Raw genomic sequence first — 20,621 nt, forward strand, 5'->3', positions numbered from 1 at the left:
CTTGGCTGCAAAAAAAATAGGGATGATATTCACCATCCCCACTCAATGAATCAATTAAATTGTCCGAAATTACAACACAGGAACATACTGCTCCTTCTCCGGTACATGAGTATATTCCGCCACAATTTGACGAAACTCCTCGCCGTCAATGGTTTCCCTCTCAATTAACAGATCCACCAAACGGTCAATCACGACGCGATTTTCCCGCATAATCCGCTTGGCGTCGTCGTGACAATGTTCCACAATGCGGCGCACTTGTTCATCAATACGAGAGGCTACTTGTTCGGAATACTCCGCCCGATTCATCAAGCCACCACCGAGGAACACTTCTCCCTCTTGACTTTCCAGAGACAGAGGACCTAAATCGGACATGCCGAAACGAGTCACCATTTGTCGCGCCATCCCCGTCACCTGCTGTAAATCACCACCAGCACCTGTGGTAACTTCAGAATGACCAAAAATCTCTTCTTCTGCGGCACGACCGCCTAACGCCCCCGTAATCCGGGCTTTAAGCTGCGCCCGCGTAATTAAGCCTTGCTCTTCACTCGGCGTAAACCAGGTCAATCCTTGAGCTTGACCCCGAGGAATCAAGGTCACTTTCTGCACGGGATCATGATCCTTGAGTACCGTCCCCACGATCGCATGACCGACTTCATGGTAAGCAATTAACCGCTTACTCTTACTATCCACCAACGGCGTACCTTCCATACCCGCTACCACCCGGTCAACGGCGTCGTTGATTTCCAGCATGGTAATCGCCTCTTTACGCCGACGGGCGGTGAGAATTGCGGCTTCATTCAACAAGTTAGCTAAATCTGCCCCAGTAAATCCAGGAGTACGTCGCGCGATCGCTTCAATGGAAATTTCTGGTGCGAGTTTCTTATTCCGCGCATGGACTTCCAGGATACCAATCCGTCCTTTTAGATCCGGCGCATCGACCATCACCTGGCGGTCAAACCGTCCGGGACGCAATAAGGCTGAATCCAGTACATCAGGGCGGTTAGTCGCGGCAATAATAATAATCCCGGTATTGCCTTCAAATCCATCCATCTCAGTGAGCAACTGGTTCAACGTTTGCTCGCGTTCATCGTTCCCGCCGCCGATACCAGCACCCCGTTGTCGTCCTACGGCGTCAATCTCATCAATAAAGATCAGACAAGGTGCATTTTCCTTAGCTTTCTTGAACAAGTCACGGACACGAGACGCGCCCACACCCACAAACATTTCCACGAATTCACTACCGGAGATACTAAAGAAAGGCACCCCAGCTTCACCCGCGATCGCTTTCGCCAATAATGTCTTACCTGTACCCGGAGGTCCGACTAACAGCACCCCTTTAGGAATACGAGCGCCTACCGCCGTAAACCGTTCGGGCTGCTTCAAGAACGTCACCACTTCCTGCAATTCTTCCTTGGCTTCCTCAATTCCCGCCACATCATCAAAAACAATTCCTGTTTTCGCTTCCATCTGGAACCGGGCGCGGGATTTGCCAAAGTTCATAGCTTGACCCGGACCGCCACCAATATTACTCGAACGACGGAACAGGAAGAATAGCCCACCAATTAATAAAATCGGAAAAATTAAATTTCCCAGGATGCCCCAAATTGCCCCATCCTGACGTGCTGGATGGGTATCTAAAGCAATATCAGCCTCTCTCAGCTTAGTGATTAGCTCAGGAGAGTTAGCCGGCAAATCCACACGTAGACGCTGAACTCGGTTATCCAGCTCCGGGTCGATCGCTTCGACAATTGCCGTTTGACCGCCATCATAGAGGTCAACACTCGTGACTCTCCCTTTCTCGATGTAGTCTAAAAAGCGACCATAAGTCATCCGGGTGCTGGCAGTATTTTGATTTAAATCACCAACAGCCGGAGAAAATGCCCCCTGCCATAGGAAAAACCCAATGACAAGGGCGGGTATTGTCCAAAGTAGGAGAATTCTCCAGGAAAATTTCATCGCTTATTCGCCTCTAGATATTTGTTTTCTGGTTTGGCTTTTGCTCTCAAAGAGCCTCCTGTTTAGCACAAAGCCCAGCTTAAATGGTGGTTTCAATAGGAAACTTTACTTCTGCTTAATTAAATTTAACGTAATTCTCAGGATTTGAGCAACTTTCTGAGCCAACTTTATAGAGAAAGGCAGTTGGAAGCGGTGTCAAGAAAGTCCTCACCTTTATGGCGACAACTCTATAAGCTTAGGACTTAGGCAAAACCCAGCATAGAGTAGGGGCACGACATGTCGTGCCCCTACAGATGGTGATTCAACGGTAAATTGGCGTAAGTCCTGAAGCTGCTAAGGAAGCCGTATTAGTAGGTTTCAACGTGCCAGCGATCAGCTTTCTTCATAGATTTCTGGTAATCAGTCCAGTTCATCCCTTGCCGTTCGGCTGCAGCGGAGAGTGCTGAATCAATGCCATCTTCCATACCCTTGAGTCCACAAATGTAGGTGTGGGTATTATCCTTGTGCATTAACTCAAACAGTTCATCGGCATGTTCATCCACCCGATGCTGGATATACATCTTACCACCCTCTTTGTTCTTCTGTTCACGGCTGATGGCGTAGGTGAGACGGAAATTATCAGGAAATTCTTGCTGTAGTTTTTCTAATTCCTCTTTGTACAGAATGTTTGCCGTATAGGGGATACCAAAAATCAGCCAAGCAAACCCTTTGAACTTGTAATCTTCGTGCTGTTCTTTAAACATCCGCCACAGGTAAGCCCGGAAGGGGGCAATCCCTGTACCTGTTGCCATCATGAGAACGGTAGTCTCTGGATCTTCGGGAAGTAACATTTCTTTCCCAACCGGTCCAGTAATCTTGACATCATCGGTGCCGACTGGCAGGTTGCACAAGTAGCTTGAGCAGACGCCATAGACGGTTTCCCCGGTTTCTGGGTGCTTGTACTCCAGTTGTCTAACACAAAGTGAGACAGTCTTATCATCCTCGTGATCACCATGACGAGTGGAGGCGATGGAGTAGAGTCTGAGTTTATGAGGCTTTCCTTTGTCGTCTTCTCCAGGTGGGATAATGCCTATACTCTGACCTTCCAAGTACCGTAGATCACCCCCAGAGACATCAAAGGTAACGTGGCGAACCGTACCTGATCCCCCTTCGGCAACCAGTTCGTAGTTTTCAATACATTTGCCCAGATAGGGATTTTTGGGTTTGTATAGATTAACGGGAACTCCCGGTTTAGATTTGCCGTGAATGATCGGCTGGCTTTTTTGTGCGGACGCCGTTGGCTGGGCTGAACCCGTCGATTGGCTATTGCCATTGACTCCATTCTTAGAATTCATCATGCCATCAAGAGGTTGAATGCTGACAATTGTGCCACCCATGCGGGTGATTCGTTGCATTTCTTGATTCATCCGATTGTATGGCACTGTGATATAGACGCTGCCACTGCTACGAATGGGATAGCCCATTTTGTCAGTTTCCGTATTCTGACTTAAGCCCGCCACTTCGTAAAGAAACAGGCGATTCGCGAAGTTTGTGGTGTTTGCGGAATTAGCCGCCGCTTTTGAACTAGACATTGCTTTATTTCTCTCCAAACCAACTCTGTACGATATGTTGATAAGTACAGCACTTCATCAATCCGCGACGAAAGAAGCAACCTCCCCATCAGGGTTTCAGTCGCTCCATGCTTTTTTACAAGCCCCCGTCAGACCCGTTTGGGTTAACGACGGGTTCTATGACGCCGATGCATGAACTTGTGCAATCCTTTACCAAAAATTGCCTTTGGCAACACAAGCTGACTCTACTGCCGAGTTTGAGATTAACCCAGTAAAGCCTTAAGAAAGTACTATCAGCTTAACATTTTGCAACGCTCCCCACTCCCCTCGGCTCAAGGCGAGGGAATGAATTAGGTTACAAGTGCGTTCATGTATACTTTAGAATACGTCTAATCGGTTGAGTTCGTAAAGCTCCAACTTATCGGACTCCCATGGGCATCTGCCCAGGACGCCATTTCCCGCAGATGGCTCAACTAGGATAACTCAGTCACTGACCGATCCAGGGTCAAAATGGAGTCAATTTTAAATTTTTTGATCCAATTGGCACAACTGCCTTTAGGATTATGTTAAGGAATTAAGGAGAAACATTAAGTCTTGTAGATAAAATCTCATTTTGGTAAAATCCACACACAGCCGCTAGTATAAAATACTTACCCCGTGTCTGGCTTGAGTCTTATCCCCTGGGAAAGACTCACACCTGTTGCCAATCTGTAACGGGTTAAAGGCACGCGATCAACAGATGGGTTGACTAGACTTGGGACTTGGATTGCTGGAAACTCTATTTGAAACTATTTTTTGCGTTAGAGGGAAACTATGACCACTCAGCTAGACCGCGTGGTATTAATAGCCGTTGCTGGAGACTCTGGATGCGGGAAGTCAACATTTCTGCGTCGCTTGGCAGATCTGTTTGGTGAAGAGTTTATGACGGTCATCTGCTTGGATGACTATCACAGCTTAGACCGCAAAGGACGTAAAGCGGCAGGGGTGACAGCGCTTAACCCCAAGGCGAACAATTTTGACCTGATGTATGAGCAAGTTAAAGCGCTCAAAAATGGTCAGGCAATTGATAAGCCAATTTATAACCACGAGACGGGTGAACTTGACCCACCGGAACGGGTTGAACCCAATAAAGTCGTGGTCATTGAAGGATTGCACCCCTTGTATGATGAGCGTGTGCGATCGCTGGTTGATTTCGGCGTTTATCTTGATATCAGCGATGAAGTCAAGATAAACTGGAAAATCCAGCGTGACATGGCAGAACGGGGACATACCTACGAAGATATTCTGGCATCTATTAACGCTAGACGCCCTGACTTTACCGCTTACATCGAACCCCAAAAAGAGTTTGCTGATGTCGTAATTCAGATATTACCGACTCAGTTGATCAAAGAAGATAAGGAATCCAAGATCCTGCGGGTGCGCTTGATTCAGAAAGATGGTGTAGAAGGCTTTGAGCCTGTGTATCTGTTTGATGAAGGATCAACCATTGACTGGAGACCCTGCGGTCGTAAGTTGACCTGTGCCTATCCTGGTATCAAGCTGTACTATGGTCCAGATAGCTACTTCGGTCATGATGTTTCTGTGTTGGAAGTGGATGGTCAGTTTGACAATCTAGAGGAGATGATTTACATCGAAAGTCACCTCAGCAACACCTCCACGAAATACTATGGCGAGATGACCGAACTGTTGCTCAAGCACAAGGACTATCCAGGTTCTAATAATGGCTCTGGCTTGTTCCAAATTCTGGTCGGTCTGAAGATGCGATCCACTTACGAACGGTTGACCTCGAAGGCGCAAGTGACAGCGAGTGTATAGCTGATTTAGCCTGATGTTTCCCACGCCAAATCAACGATTATGGCGTGGGATGACTGTACAAATAAGGTTGACAAAGACGAGATAATGTGCATTGGTTGAATCGGTAAAGGCTAACGGATTGGAAACCTTGATTCTTCGTTAAAAAAACCGGGTTTTCAAGTTGTTGAGAATTTTGAGAAAGCAGTTGGTTTTCACTTTACTGACATAAAGCTGATTTGTCCTTTCATTCAGCCATAGCCCCTGTGAAAAAACGATGACAACAGTTTTGTTTGTCCACGGTACGGGAGTCCGGAATCCTGGATATGAAGAAACATTCAAACTCATCGAGAAAACCGTTCATCTTGAACGCCCAGATATCAAGGTTGAGCGTTGTCTTTGGGGTGATGAATTAGGGACAAAACTGAATGCTCAAGGCGCTTCTATTCCTTTATATGATTCCACATTAGCTTTAGATGAGGAAGAAGAGGATTATTCCATTGTTCTTTGGCAACAACTCTACAGCAACCCTTTATATGAATTACGGGTACTGTCGCTGAAGCCTGGGGATGAGACGGCGGGTAATCCATTTGGGGAACAACCGGGTGATGAATTACACTCTCGCGTCGAACGCCTGAATCCGTCTCCTGAACTCCAAGCCAAACTGGATGTGGCGGGAATCGCTGAGGTGTTTGAGCAGGCGCGAGATACCGTTATCCAGAGTGAGGCTTATCATCAAGCATTGCAAAACGCCTCAGAGGAGTTGGGGGAGTATCGTGACGCCATAGCTAGAGCGATTGTAGCTCAGGCAATGTTTGAGTGTGAGCAGCAGGAAAAGTATCCTCCTATACTCACTGATGCTGAATTGAGAGATGAGGTGGTGAAACTCCTGAGTCTGGCGTTGGGAGAGGCGGAGTTGGGAATCGGGGATTGGGTGGTTAAGCCTCTATCTCAATTAGCGCAGCCAATTGGCACATTTTACGTCAAGCGCAGGCGGGGAATCATTACCCAGTCAGTTTCACCGACGCCCTGTGATATTTTGCTCTATCAAGGTCGGGGCGATCGCATCCGTGATTTCATTCGCGTTAAAATCGAGCAGGCTGAACCTCCTGTCGTCTTATTGGCGCATAGTTTAGGTGGGATTGCTTGTGTGGATTTGCTGGTTCAACAGCCTCTCCAGCCAGTCGAATTGCTGATTACAGCGGGTTCTCAAGCGCCGTTTTTCTATGAAATTAATGCCCTCTACAGTTTAGAATACGGGGAACCGCTACCGGATTATTTTCCCAGTTGGTTAAATATCTATGACTTGCGGGATTTTCTGAGTTATATTGGCGCAAATGTTTTCCCTAATAAGGTGCAAGATGTATTAGTGGATAGCAAACAACCCTTTCCGCGATCGCATGGGGCATACTGGACAAATAAAGCAGTATGGAAGGCTATTATACCCCGGTTGCCATAAAGGAGTTACCTTGTAGGTTTGGTAGAGCGTAAGTAAGCAAGAGGAGGCGATTGAAATCGCTTCTACACAAACAAAGTCCGCCTGCGCGGACTGGGTTATAACGGGGATAGCGTTCCCCGGATTTGGTATAACTATAAAGGTGATATCTCCCCCAGCTCCCAGACGTGCCATGGCACATCTCTACATCCTCCCTCTGCTTTTAGGCGGACATGAAATTTAGCGTTAAACCAGAACAAACTTATGGATTAGTTGTTGGTATCGAGAAATACCAAGAAAATAGTTGGAATGTCGATGGACAGGTAAATGATGCCCTAAAGTTTGCTCAGTGGCTTAGTGGGCGAGGCGTTCCCAGAGACAATATTCGCCTGTGCTTGTCACCGTTAGAAGAAAATGGCACATTGGCTGAGTCAACAGAATGGGTAATAGAAGAAGCAACCGAGTCAAATATTACCACTCTAATTACCGATGTTCTGTCTGAGAAAAAAGGGGATTTACTTTATCTATTTTGGGCGGGACATGGTTTAATTACCTCAACCCGGAACCGTCGCCTACTTTTTGCCGATGCGACCAAACGGAATTGGCAGAATCTGGATTTGGATTCATTACTGGTTTATTTAAGTTCAGATAGTTTTAAAATTTCCCATCATATTTGTATTATTGATGCTTGTGCCAATTACATTTTAGAGTCGCAAGGGCGACCGACGAATTTAGGCGGAAAAACGTTTCCCAGTGGCAAGCCAAAAACCGAAAGTCAGCAGTTTGTGTTGCTGGCGACGCGAGAGGGAGAAAGAGCAAAGGTTAGCGACCAGGAAAAAACCGGATATTTTTCCCAAGCGGTGAGGGAAGCATTGGAGGAGGAATCGAATGGTAGTTTTCCGCCCGATATGGAAGTAATTACCGAGAAGGTTAAACAGCGATTTAAGGCATTATTTAAGGCATTAGATAAAAAACAATTACCCACTTATTTGTATCGTCGAAATTGGGATGGCGATACAGATATTTATCATCCCAACCAACTCTCACCTCAAATTCCCCACAATCTAGACCGTAGTGGTGTAATTAAATTTGTAGGACGCGATGAAACCCTGCAACAATTACATCAACAATTACAACAAACCGAGCGGATCGCGATTTGTGCCGTAGCTGGGATGGGAGGCGTGGGTAAAACAGAATTAGCCCTGCAATATGCCCAACACCACCGCAAGCAGGGAACCTATCCCGGTGGCTTGTGCTGGATAAAAGCGGGGGCGTTTGTCGGGACTGAGATTGTTAGTTTCGCCAGGACTCAATTAGATTTACAGTTACCCGATGGGTTAAAGTTAGCAGAACAAATAGATTACTGCTGGCGACACTGGCGTTCAGGTGACGTTCTATTTGTTTTCGATGATGTCCGAGATTATCGACAGGTAAAATCTTATCTTCCTCCCGCCGAATCTCGATTTAAGGTGTTAATTACCACCAGGCGACAAGGGTTAGGTGCATCATTTGAAATGATACCTCTGAATGTGCTGTCAGAAGCGGCGGCTATCGCCCTGTTGGTTTCATTGATTGGAGAAGAACGGATTGAGGCGGAACCGGAAACGGCGAAACAGTTGTGTCAGGAATTAGGTTATTTGCCTTTGGGATTAGAATTAGTGGGGCGGTATTTGCAGCGTAAGCTTGATTTGTCATTAGAGAAAATGTGCCAGCGCTTGGGATTAAAGCACCGTTCCCTGCAAAATCCAGATGAGGACGATGGGGACATGACCGCACAATTGGGTGTAGAAGCTGCCTTTGAGTTGAGTTGGCAAGAACTGAGTGAAAAGGCTCAAGTATTAGGCTGTTTTCTAAGTTTATTTGCTCTGGCTCCGATTCCTTGGGTTTGGGTAGAACGATGCTGGGAAGACCAAGATGTGGAAGAGTTGGAGGATGCTAGAGATTATGAATTACTTAATCTCAGTTTACTGGAACGTGCGGATAAAGGCAGTTACCAACTACACCAACTCATTCGGGAATTCTTGAAAGAGAAGTTCAAGGAATTAACTGAAACTGATGAACTAAAACAACGGTTTTGCCAGGGGATGGTCGCGGCGGCACAGCAGATTCCTGGGACGCCAACTAAAGATGATATTGTCATAGCTACTCCAATGATTCCGCACCTAGCAGAAGCCGCAACGACTCAGCCGGATTGGTTAAGTGATGAGGATTTAATGTGGTTTTTTGTTTGCTTAGGTCGATTTTATGAAGGTCAAGGACTCTACAAACAAGCTTTACCCTGGCGTAAGCAGTGCTTATCCGCAATGAGAGAGCGTTTAGAAGAAAACCATCCATTAGTGGCAAACAGTCTGGACAATCTGGCTTTACTTTACTCATCGCAGGGAAGGTATTTAGAAGCTGAACCTTTGCATCTGCAAGCTTTAGAGTTGAATAAACGCCTGCTGGGTGATGACCATTTATCTGTGGCAGCTAGTCTGAACAATCTGGCTTTACTCTACTCATTATGGGAAAGATATGGTAAAGCCGAACCTTTGTGTTTGCGAGCCTTAGAGTTGAGTAAACGCCTGCGGGGTGATGACCATTTATCTGTGGCAACCAGTCTGAACAATCTGGCGTATCTCTACAAATCACAGGAAAGATATGGTGAAGCCGAACCTTTGTATCAAAAAGCCTTAGAGTTGATTAAACGCCTGCTGGGTGATGACCATCCCGATGTAGCAACCAGTATGAACAATCTAGCTAATCTCTACGAATCACAGGGAAAGTATTATAAAGCCGAACCTTTGTATCTGCAAACCTTAGAGTTGAGAAAACGCCTGCTGGGTGATGACCATTCCGAGGTGGCAACCAGTCTGGGTAATCTAGCTCTACTTTACAAATCACAAAAAAGGTATTTAGAAGCCGAATCGTTGTATCTGCAAGCCTTAGATTTGAAAAAACGTCGGCTGGGTGATGACCATCCCGATGTGGCAACCATTCTCAACAATCTGGCTCTGCTCTACAATTTACAGGGAAGGTATGACGAAGCTGAACCGTTTTATCTGGAAGCCTTAGAGTTATATAAACGCCTGCTGGGAGATAATCATCCCCATGTGGCAACCAGTCTGAACAATCTGGCACATATCTCCTATTCACAGGGAAGGTATGATAAAGCCGAACCTTTGTTTCAGCAAGCCTTAGAGTTGAGAAAACGCCTGCTGGGTGATAACCATCCTGATGTGGCAACCAGTCTCAACAACCTGGCAGGACTCTATTATTTACAGGGAAGGTATGATAAAGCCGAACCTTTGTTTCAGCAAGCCTTAGAGTTGAGAAAACGCCTCCTGAGTGATAACCATCCTGATGTGGCAAGCAGTCTCAACAATCTGGCAGGACTCTACTTATCACAGGGAAGGTATGGTGAAGCCGAACCTTTGTATCTGCAAGCCTTAGAGTTGAGTAAACGCCTGTTGGGAGATGAACATCCTCTAACAATCACTATCTGTGAAAATTTGCAGTTCTTGCGTGAGGAACGCAATCAATAACAAAGTAAACTTAAGCCTTGTTGAAAAGGAAATCGCGGAACCAAACGAAACAAAGTCCACCTACGCAGACTAAACAAAAACTAGGGGTGTGGAAACCCGCGCAGGCGGGTTTTGTTTGTGTAGCTGCGGTTTCAACCGCCCAATTAATGGTTAATACTTGGTATAAGTTGACTTGTCAGTGTAACGCCTGTAATAGTCTCTCAGCAAAAAATAACAGATCAGTATTACCTGTGTGCTACTGATCTCAAACTGAGTGTGACACTCCTAATCCCCCAAGGCGATTATAAGAGTAGTAGATGTACCCCAGAGAGTTGCATGAGAGAGTGGCTCTCTTTTTTATTTGGGGATTGATACCAAATCCGCCTTTATTACCCCATGCAAGAGGAGGCGATTGAAATCGCTGCTACACAAACTTTCGTCCGCCTGCGCGGACTGGGTTATAACGTCTCATGGGGGTTTCACTATTATCTTTTCGGTTGCACAAAAGATGTGACTAAACCCGCCCTAATTCAGGTAGAGGCAGGTTTAGGGAGAGGATGTCACCGATAGGCGCGACGGGGTAAAACCCGCGCTGATGCAATTGTCGGGGAACTTCCCCAATAAGCCATAACGTGCTATGAATAGGGGATATCTCACCTCAATCCGCGATCGCAGGATGCCTATCCCTAGTCACCCCCTCCCAAAACCGGAATTTCGTCGCGAACATCGCTTAGGACTCGTCGTTTATGGTGGTGTTTCTCTCGCCATTTATATGAATGGTATCTGCCGCGAATTCTATAATGCTGTACGGGGTAGAGGTATCTATAAGCTGATTAAAGCCCTAACGGATTCGGATATTGTTGTGGATATCCTCTCCGGAACCTCAGCCGGCGGTATTAATGGCGTGTTGCTGAGTTACGCTCTTGCCAATAGCACCAAAGACGCGGTTGTTGACTTTCAAGAATTTGGGCAAATTTGGCGTGAGAGTGGGAATGTCCGCGAATTAATGCATCAACCCTCAACCCACGAAACTCAACGGGAGTCGGTTTTGGATGGTGCAGGGTATTATCAAACAGCCCTAGCGGAAGCGTTTGAAAAAGGCATTTATAATCGCACGGATGCGCCAGAGGGGGAGTGGGTATCTGAGTTTAATGAACTCGATTTATTTGTCACCGGAACCGATATGCTGGGACGCATTTACCAGGTATTTGACGATACCGGTCAAGTCATTGAAGTCAAAAATCACCGCCAGATTTTTCGCCTCAAGCATCGTCAAGGACGCCACGAACCCTTTAATCCGAATAGTGACCCAGCAGATTTAAGTCGGACTCCGGAACAAACCTATCAATCCCTGGCAAAACTCTGTCGAATTACCTCATGCTTTCCCGTGGCTTTTCCATCGGTTAATGTGGGTTTAAAGGAAGATACAAATGATGTCGATCAGCGACTGATCCAATGGGGACAATTGGAGAATCGTGACTTACCCGAACAACGACCAAAAGAGGGTTATCAACTCCATTTTATTGATGGTGGAGTGTTGGATAATCGCCCGTTTAGTTACACGATTAAAGATATCTATTTTCGCACCGCTAACCGTCCCGTCGATCGCAAGCTGATATATATCGACCCCAATCCCGATCGCTTCTTGGGGAATCCCAAATTTAATGCGATGGCGAAGCCTAGCACTTGGGAAGTGCTTCAGGATGCGTTAGTCGGACTCCCCACTTATGAAAGCATTAGCAACGATTTGGAGTTAATCCAAGCCCAAAATGATAAAATCTACCGCTATAATAGCTTACTCGCCAGTGTAGAAACAAAAGACCCAGCCCAACCGGGTACAGCTAACGAAATTACCGTTAATGAAGAGATTTACCTCCGCAGTCGCCTGATTGGTTTGCGCGATCGCATCCTCCCCCTGATTTTACGCATGGAGAGAGAGCAAACCACGGCTTCAGGGGAGGATAAAAAAGTCATTTTAGATAAAACAGGACAACGGCTAATTGCGGGTATCACTAGCCCGACAGACAGTCAAGATAAAGACATAATTCTTCAACAAGCCAGTCAGCAAATTCGTAATCTTGATATAGACTATGCGTTGAGGAAGCATTTCTATATTATTGATAAGCTCTTTAAACATCTCGATGAAACAACCGATAACGTTGAATATAATAAGCAGCGATTACTCGTCAGTCGGTTAAATCGACAACTTAAACTGCTAGAAGTTATTCGCTTTACTTTAGATACATTACTCAGTCATCCTCAAGTTAGTGAATCCTTCTACAGTTTACTGGAGAAAAGTTTAGAAAATTCTGATTCAGAATTTCAACAACAGTGGCGCAAGCAAGTCTATGATCGCCTCTTGCGTTTGCACCGATTCTTCTGGGATGCAGATGGTTTAGATGATTTCTCCCCATCCGGCTTAGAGCAAAATCGCCTAGAGTTCGTTCCCGCCAACTTTTTTAAGACATTACCCACCGCTGCAGAACAGTTAGGATTAGAATTAGACCAGCTTCAGGAAAAACCGAGGGACTGGTTACCACAAAAACAGATTTCCAGTATTATTGAACAATTCCAGCAAAAAATTAGCCAACTCGATGATGATCCATCACTCCTCAATCGTATTTGGTCGAGTCAAAAATATCAAGATAGCGAGACGGACAACTGTAGTGAACTCTTCTGCTCCATTCTATATCAAATTGATCAGGCATCAGAAACGTTAATTAAAAATAGTAACCTCATTCATTGTGACGATATTCTCAATCGTTATCAAAATTTCTGTCACTTAGATCGGGTACTTTATCCCTTTGAATATTTAACCAATCTTTCCGAAAAAGATATCATTGAGACAATTCGCTTTAGTCCAGATGATGCTCAGCTAGGTTTAGGTAAGGGGAAAACCTTGGATGATAAATTAGCGGGGGATACCTTTCGAGCTTTTGGCGGATTTTTTAAGAAATCCTGGCGTTCCAATGATATGTTGTGGGGGCGATTGGATGGACTCAATCGCATTGTTGAAGCCTTAGTTACCCGTGAATCGGTGCAAAATTTTTCACGTTTTTTGGCGCGACAAAGCCACAAAGAAGGATGTACAGAAGATGAATACATCGAACAACTCATTCAAGACTGTTTCCCCGATTGCACAGTCAACACTCGCCAGAAACTCAAATCCCATCTTCGCCTATTAGCTGAGCCAAACCTGTCTGATGCAGCGATGCATATTATTTTAGACGATCTGGTGTTAGAAGGTCATCGATCAATCTTAATGACTGACTTAGAAACCGTGATTGAAGATGAAATCAGCGAACAATTAACCTGGAATCGCCAGCGGGTTAAACCGACTGATCCGGATGATGTGGAACGATTGCTGACTCAACTCGGAGATGAACCACCAAGCTATCAACCCGTTCCCGGTTATTTTGAGAAAACGGTGAATACTTTAGCAGCGGGAAAATTAGCCAAAGATGCTATTGGTAGGTTTTCGCCTCAAGCCAAAGAAGACTTTTTTCGCAATCAATACCGGATTGGTAAAGAAACTATTTTAAAAGATATTCCCGGAATTGTGCTGGCAAATCTTGCGACTCGTGCGGCTTTAATCCTGCGAGATATTATGATTACTACTCTAGGAAAGCGACGTGCGAATAAACTTCAAGGGCTTTTAAGCTATCAATTTGTGAATAAATCATTACAACTCGTCTATTGGTGGTTACAATTGAGAAGTCCAGCCGCGTTTCAAAGTCGCAATTTTATCGGAAAGCGACCACTGATATTAATTTTACAGGTAATATTCCTACTTGTTGCGACTATTAGTGTTGTGATTACTGTCTCCAATTCGCCTATACCCACCGCTATCGCTCTCATTGCTATATTATTGTTTTGGTTACTAGGGTATGCTTTGAAAAAGTCTTAATTATTCGTCATTCGTCAAGTATAGCAGTAGACACATCGATTAGGACAAACGAACTGTTGTTCCAGACGCGCCATGGCGCGTCTCTACATAATGGCGCGTCTCTACATAATGGCGCGTCTCTACATAATGGCGCGTCTCTACATAAATGATGCGTCCTAACCGCTATGGCGATTGCTATAAATGGGAACGAGTAATTCAAACTTTTATGTTTATAAGTGCCGATTTTGTAACGCTTTCATTTCCTGTCGCACATCCACAACAATCTGTAACGCTTCATTAAGTAAACGTCCATGTTCCGTAGCTTGATCGCTAACTTGTAAAGCTGTCAATGCCATGAGATTATTATCAAATAGTTCAGAATTGTATTTGATAAATCTGGCATTTTCTCTCAAAATTCGTTCAGTTTTCAAGGCTCGAATAATATCGTCACGGGTTAGCCGAAGTGCCTGAATGACTTGTCCTCGATTTTTTAAGCTTACACCAGGATTGCCGACGGCTTCAATTTTATCATTAATATCAATGGCTTTAATCACCCGATTAAATCGGTGGACATCTTCAAACAGTCTGACTAAATTGCGACATTTGCGGCTAATGGCAATTTTGCGAATATCGTTTAAGAATAAAGTAATGGCAAGAGTGGAATGGATAGAAATTAATAACGTAAAATGTTCTGGAAAAACCTGGATCAGCACAAACCCAGTTAAACTAATCAGCAGAATAATCAAAAGGGTTTTAGCAATCTCTGCGATAAATTTGGGCAGAGTTGGGGGTTTCAGGAGGGTATGAACGCTTACTCCACTCAAATGTTTGAGTTCTCCTGGGGTAATTTCTAGTCCCTGTAAGTCAGGTCGCATCGTGGGTATGATAGTTTGACGTTAGCGATCCGGGTTCGGCTTAATCAGTGATACGCATAGTTGTATCTTCCTCTGTATTAGCACATAAAGTTGATTTCATCTTTGTAGTGGCGTGGCACACCTAATTTGGTGTATTAGAATTCTATCCAGAAACTGTAGGGGCGCATAGCGTGCGCCCATAAAATCTGCAAATCTAATCCATCATTTTAGCTGGGTCACGCCAGTAGGCTATCGAAACACTAGCAATCGGTGGTTCTTCAATGGTTAATTTTTGGAATATTACTCAGTGCAGAAGCATCAGTTAGTTCTTCCGCCGTTTCCTTTTTGACAACAGCGATTGTTCCGGCTGATTCCATTACGATCGCTTCTACGTCATCTAAAGAAGCAATTCTATTTTCACGCACGGCGGCTAATAATTGTGCTTGCGTCACCCGTTGCGCTTGCATGGCTTTGCGTAAAAATTGACCTCGAAAGTAAAGCAGTGAGGGACTTGCTGTGATCAAGTTGTCGAATGGCGATGATCGAACAGTTAGCCAGGAAACCAGGTATTGTAAGAAAAGTAACGTAAAGAATGCCGTGACACTTTCAGCTAACGATACACCTTTTGCCGTAATTAATCGTCCCAGGGTAGAACCGATCGCAATCGTAATTACAAAGTCAAAGGCATTCAACTGAGCTAACGCACGTTTGCCAGATATCCGCAGCAAGATGAGTAAACTAGCATAGGCTAAGGTGCCGACAACAACGATGCGGATTAACGGTTCAATCCCTCCATAAAAGAAAACAACCTTGTCCATAATAGATAGCGATAGTTTATTTTACGTTTTTGGGTTGTGGCATCAGGCTCTAAAGTATTGGAGCAAAAGCTAGACTGTACTATGGGGCCACTTAAAGCTATTGCGTTCAACTAATCCTAAGAGCAACTTGCGGCGATGGGTGAGATCATCGAGCGATCGCGTAAATTCCTCATCACTGACAACTGGAATCCCCGCTTGGCGCAATGCTGTCAGATCAGGAGCGGGGGGTACATCAGCGGCAGGATAAATGGAAGCGGATGCTAATGTCCTCAGGTAGCTCTGAACGGTTGCTCGCGCCGACTTGAGTAAAGCAGGAGGCGGACGATATGGCTCTTGTAGCCCATATCTCAAAATAGTCAACGTATCGTCTAGAATCGCCACCGCAGGCGCACTGTCTTCTTTCGGAGTTGCACCATGATAGCGGTGCAATATGGGGTAAGCAAGCTGTTGCTCGGTTAGTGTACCAAGTTGTGATGACATCGACATTAATTGCAAATCTAGTCCAGGAAACCCTTTGCCATCCCAGATGTTCAAAACGAACTCTTCGGCAGAATTCCCTAGTCCAGTAATTTGACTAGCCAAGGATTGTTTAGTCGTTACACCTCCAATTACAGATAGTAAAAAGCTAACCACCATCGTGATCAGCAACATACCACTCAGCGTTGTAAAAGAAGCAGCAATCTCCCAGCCGCCACGACTGGGATAGATATCCCCGTTGCCCATCGTCGAAATAGTGAAGGCAACAAAATAGATGCGATCGATTAGAGTGCTTGGCTGTGGTTCTGGTGTACGGGCATAAACCAGGGATGTTGGATCAGCACTAAACATGATTACCCATCCCATCCAAAGCAACCCTACCCAGACAAACACCGTCACCGTTTGGATTACCGGACCGGCTAAACTCAGCCAATAATTGCGTTTGGTGCGAATCAACTTTCTCATCACCCACCAAACCCCATTGGTGATTTGATCGGTCACTGGACCTGCACCTCCATCTACCCATAGGGCTGTCCACAGCGCATCCACGAGCGATAAAAGCACCAAGAGCAGTCCGAGAATAAACAGTAGAACGTTCACCGCGCCTTTAATTACCCACTATGTGAAACTTCATCCCTGTGCATTCTTGCCTGAAGCGCAATTTACCGAATCTAGCCAAAGACATAAATCTCAAATGCCAGAGCCTTTGGCATACAGTATTTCCATTTCCATAAGTCATGTCTCTAGATTTAACGGATGCTGGCGCCCCCGGATCTGGCACTAATACCGAGTTGCGCTCAAACATAGTAGATAGGAAAAGCAGGGGGAGAGAAAGTTATATCTTTGAATGCAACTTGGTATAAGGTGAGAAAGAGGGTTGAGTGGCTACTTGCCGCCGCCGCCTTTTGAATTTACACTACTTAAAGCTTCTCAAAAACTTATAGCAGTATTGTTAATGACACAGCCTTCTTATGAATCATCTGGAGAAACCTGATGACTCATTCTTTAGTTCACTCAATTCGGCAAAAGTTCCAGTCGTGGTTTACCCAGGCGCAAGCAGCAGTAGCAATCGAGGATGAAGAGGTTGAGTTGCCCGATGGGATTCAGACTCAACTGGAGCAAAAAATCCAGGCACTCCCCTCTTGTCAGATCTATCAAACCACAGTGCAAGAGGCGATCACCGATGGGGTTGAAAACTGGCAACGTCACCTGGATGCCGCCAATAGTTTGATCATTTTGGGCAGCCCCGTAGAACCAATTGCCAAAATTTTGAGCGATAGTCTGCAAACCTGGCACAATCCCCCCGTAGAGGTATTCACACCTCTACCTTACCGAATGCGCCCTCATGATCCATTAATCATGTCTCAACAAATTCAGCAAGCCCTGCAAGCCTACTCACAGATTGATGTTAAAAACCCTAAGGATACTGGCGATCTGATTGAGGCAGACTCCCTGGATGATCGAAAGACATTGATGATGATTCCCTGTCTGGATCAATGTTTTCTGCGCTGTATTGGGGGTTGGAATAGCATTGAATACTTACGAGACATGATCATTCATAATCGCAATTGCTTTTGGGTTATAGGCTGTAACCATTGGGCTTGGGATTTTCTGGATTTTGTGTGCCAGATTAGCGCCTATTTTAGCGAGGTGAAACCGTTACCGGAACTAGATGGAGCGATGATTCAAACCTGGTTAAACCCGATTGCCAAAACGATAGTTGAACCAGACGCCATAGAAGACTCAGAAGATAATCTTGGTCAGGCATATTGGAGGACTCTTGCCAGTCAATCCTCTGGTGTCAGTAGTATTGCCGTTGGCGTATGGCTAAATAGCTTACGAATCGAGCGCGATCAACTAGAGGATGGTAATTTATCTCAATTGAACTTGAGCGAGACAGCGACAACCAACAAAACCCGTTTTACCTTACGTCAAACTACACCCACATTGCCTAGTTTGCCATCATTAACGGGGATTGACCGCTATTTACTTCATTCGTTGCTAATTCATGGGCAAATGAGCCATACCCATCTTGCCCTGAGCTTGGGTGAAGCAGAAAGCCAAATCCAAGCTCAGATTCAGGGGTTATTGCGAGCCGGGGTACTAGCTAGCAGCAATGGCATGCTATCAGTACGTGCTGCCCATTATGCCAAGCTGAAGATTGAATTGACGAATAATAACTTTTTTGTTGGCGAGGATTAACCATGAGTTTATCGGGTTTTGATCTGAGCAGTTTTGTTCAGGCAATGCCGGCGTTGTTGGCACAAATCGAGGCATCGGAAATCTTCCCGCAACGAGTTCTTACTAATATTACGCTGCAAAAAATTTTTCGTTCTCTCGTCGTTATTTTGATCGCTTATGGGAGCATATTTGCCATTCAGTGGCTCACCAGCTGGATTTCAGAACGAGTTCCCCGCCGCTTTCGATTATTGATCAAACAATCTTTGCCCTTTTTGAAAGGGTTGATTTTGATCCTAACGGTTTCCTATCTCCTGAATCTGTTTCTGAACTTGTCTCAGGAGAACCTCCTCGCATTGACAGGCACGATCGCTATTGCCCTAGGATTTGCCTTTAAGGATTACGTGAGTTCAATTATTGCAGGAGTAGTTGCACTGTTTGAAGCTACCTATCGAGTGGGCGATCGCATTCAAATTGAAGATCATTACGGTGAAGTGGTGGACTATGGTTTGCGTGAAATTCGAATCCAGACTCCTGATGACAACATTGTCTCTATTCCCCACAACAAAATCTGGACTGAAGCTGTCTCCAATGCCAACAGCGGACAGCTAGAAGCTCAGGTTCTCACTGACTTTTATTTTGCTCATACTGTAGATGCTGAACAAGTCATCCAGATTCTATACCAGGCAGCTTACAGTAGCAAATATACGCAGCTAAAGCTCCCCATTTTAGTTGTTATGCAAGAACAACTCTGGGGTACTCAGTTCAAGCTGCGGTCTTACCCAATGGATGCCCGCGATGAATTTATCTATAAAACCGATCTGATTCGCCGTGCCAAGCAAGCCTTTGCTCGCCAAAATTTACCTTACCCAAGGTTATCAGGTATCCAAAACAATGACAGTTGCCCCTGAGCAGCTAATGTTTAAATTTGTCCGGTGAGAGCTTGAGAAAAAAGTGAAAATCCCAATCTTTTTTGTCACTCCAAATTTACCTAGTCTTCGACGTTTATTTCTAACCTTTAAATCCACTATAAACCCTATATTCGACTTCAAGGTTAAGAGGATTTCGCAACTAAAAGCGTCCCTTTTGATGACGTAGCCGCAGTAATGACTGAGAAACTAAAACCATCACGGGGAGTTCAATCAGAGGTCCGATGACTAAGGCAATGGCAATTAAGGGACGTTCTCCAAAAGTAGAAGTGGCGATCGCTAAGGCAATGGGTGAATTCCGGGCAAGGGTTGTGCAATTAAAGCAAGCCACTTCTTCATAGCTAAAGTGAGCTAAACGCCCAATGATTTGACCTAGCCAGAAGTTGATAACGAAGAATATTAAGACCGGGAGCAGCATTTTTAATAGTAACTCTGGTTGTTCAATCAAAATCTCTCCTTGTGAGGCAAACATGGCAGCGATCGCCACACAAAGAAATAGCCATTGATTAGCAGCAATTTTATCTATCAAGCGGTGCAAAATACGATTTCGCGGTTGGATTAGACGCTTTGAGATAAATGCTAAAAGCATCGGTACAACTAAAACCAACACCACACTTTCAAGCAGAATCGCTGCATCAATATCTATCAGGCTTCCAGTAAATATCAAGAGATAAACGGGTAAGAGAATGACTTGCAAGAGCAGATTCCAGGGCAGTAGAGCAGTGGCAAGGGCAACATCGCCTTGAGCAAGGCTAGTAAAGATGAGATACCAATCTGTACAGGGTGTAACCATCAGCATAATCAGTCCTACCCATAGATCGGGAGTGTCTCTTAAGAAAACTGCTCCAAGTCCCCAAGCAAAAACGGGTGTCCAGAGAAAGTTTATTCCTAAACTTAGCCCTGTAACTTTATAGTTTTGAAACGCATTCGCTAAGCGATTAAATGGAATATTCAGAAATACTCCATAGAGCATCACCATCAGAGCCGGGACAATTAAATGAACGGCATTTTCAGAGAACCAAGATATTTGACCTAACGCTAGCCCAATAAAGATAGCTGTAATGACCAATACTGTTTGGAGCTTTTCAGTCCGACTCAAATCAGTAACCTCCGTTGCATCCAGAAGCCAGAATCATGGAAAGACTACGTCCCAAAGGCTCTAGCCTCTAAGTTTATGCCTTTAGTTAGGTTCGGTAAACTGCTCTGCATGCAAAGATATCGCAGTACAGAATGTCAATGTTGAA

12 protein-coding genes are annotated in these 20,621 nt (G+C 45.1%); 6 read left to right on the forward strand and 6 right to left on the reverse strand.

From position 1 onward, the window contains the following. Positions 1-69 precede the first annotated feature (69 nt). Both ftsH2 and petH read right to left on the reverse strand, forming a co-directional pair. Positions 70-1,956, reverse strand: a complete 1,887-nt coding sequence (gene ftsH2 / locus RIM23_RS11890; protein WP_446367294.1) for an ATP-dependent zinc metalloprotease FtsH2 — start codon at positions 1,954-1,956, stop codon at positions 70-72. 347 nt (positions 1,957-2,303) lie between these two features. Continuing rightward, complete coding sequence (petH, locus tag RIM23_RS11895; protein WP_446367296.1) at positions 2,304-3,527, reverse strand: ferredoxin--NADP reductase; 1,224 nt, start codon at positions 3,525-3,527, stop codon at positions 2,304-2,306. Between the two features lie 792 nt (positions 3,528-4,319). Between petH and RIM23_RS11900 the strand changes: the two genes are divergently transcribed. From RIM23_RS11900 to RIM23_RS11915, 4 genes are all read left to right on the forward strand, one after another. Continuing rightward, positions 4,320-5,321 (forward strand): phosphoribulokinase, encoded by a 1,002-nt coding sequence (locus RIM23_RS11900; RefSeq protein ID WP_446335638.1) that lies wholly within the window; start codon positions 4,320-4,322, stop codon positions 5,319-5,321. Between the two features lie 253 nt (positions 5,322-5,574). Continuing rightward, positions 5,575-6,756: a hypothetical protein gene (locus RIM23_RS11905; protein WP_446367298.1), complete on the forward strand. Its 1,182-nt coding sequence runs from the start codon at positions 5,575-5,577 to the stop codon at positions 6,754-6,756. A 209-nt stretch (positions 6,757-6,965) separates the two neighbouring features. Beyond that, a complete protein-coding gene (locus RIM23_RS11910; RefSeq protein ID WP_446367300.1) occupies positions 6,966-10,256 on the forward strand; it encodes a tetratricopeptide repeat protein in 3,291 nt (1,096 codons plus the stop codon). Positions 10,257-10,872: 616 nt separating this feature from the next. Further along, complete coding sequence (locus tag RIM23_RS11915) at positions 10,873-14,142, forward strand: patatin-like protein (RefSeq protein WP_446367302.1); 3,270 nt, start codon at positions 10,873-10,875, stop codon at positions 14,140-14,142. 209 nt (positions 14,143-14,351) lie between these two features. On the opposite strand, the gene RIM23_RS11920 is transcribed toward RIM23_RS11915, so the two are convergent. The 3 genes from RIM23_RS11920 to RIM23_RS11930 form a co-directional block, all read right to left on the reverse strand. Next, positions 14,352-14,996 carry a hypothetical protein gene (locus RIM23_RS11920; RefSeq protein WP_446367304.1) on the reverse strand — a complete coding sequence of 215 codons (645 nt, stop codon included), beginning with the start codon at positions 14,994-14,996 and terminating at the stop codon, positions 14,352-14,354. Between the two features lie 257 nt (positions 14,997-15,253). Continuing rightward, positions 15,254-15,793 carry a DUF421 domain-containing protein gene (locus RIM23_RS11925; protein ID WP_446367305.1) on the reverse strand — a complete coding sequence of 180 codons (540 nt, stop codon included), beginning with the start codon at positions 15,791-15,793 and terminating at the stop codon, positions 15,254-15,256. 69 nt (positions 15,794-15,862) lie between these two features. After that, complete coding sequence (locus RIM23_RS11930; protein WP_446367307.1) at positions 15,863-16,870, reverse strand: potassium channel family protein; 1,008 nt, start codon at positions 16,868-16,870, stop codon at positions 15,863-15,865. Positions 16,871-17,263: 393 nt separating this feature from the next. On the opposite strand from RIM23_RS11930, the gene RIM23_RS11935 reads away from it, so the two are divergent. Both RIM23_RS11935 and RIM23_RS11940 read left to right on the forward strand, forming a co-directional pair. Next, positions 17,264-18,472: a MarR family transcriptional regulator gene (locus tag RIM23_RS11935; protein WP_446367309.1), complete on the forward strand. Its 1,209-nt coding sequence runs from the start codon at positions 17,264-17,266 to the stop codon at positions 18,470-18,472. A gap of 44 nt (positions 18,473-18,516) precedes the next feature. Next, on the forward strand, positions 18,517-19,359 hold the full coding sequence (locus RIM23_RS11940; protein ID WP_446367336.1) for a mechanosensitive ion channel family protein: 843 nt from the start codon (positions 18,517-18,519) through the stop codon (positions 19,357-19,359). Between the two features lie 160 nt (positions 19,360-19,519). On the opposite strand, the gene RIM23_RS11945 is transcribed toward RIM23_RS11940, so the two are convergent. Then, on the reverse strand, positions 19,520-20,476 hold the full coding sequence (locus RIM23_RS11945; protein WP_446367311.1) for an arsenic resistance protein: 957 nt from the start codon (positions 20,474-20,476) through the stop codon (positions 19,520-19,522). Positions 20,477-20,621 lie beyond the last annotated feature (145 nt).

Source organism: Coleofasciculus sp. G3-WIS-01, from assembly GCF_040223135.1.
Classification (GTDB): domain Bacteria; phylum Cyanobacteriota; class Cyanobacteriia; order Cyanobacteriales; family Coleofasciculaceae; genus Coleofasciculus.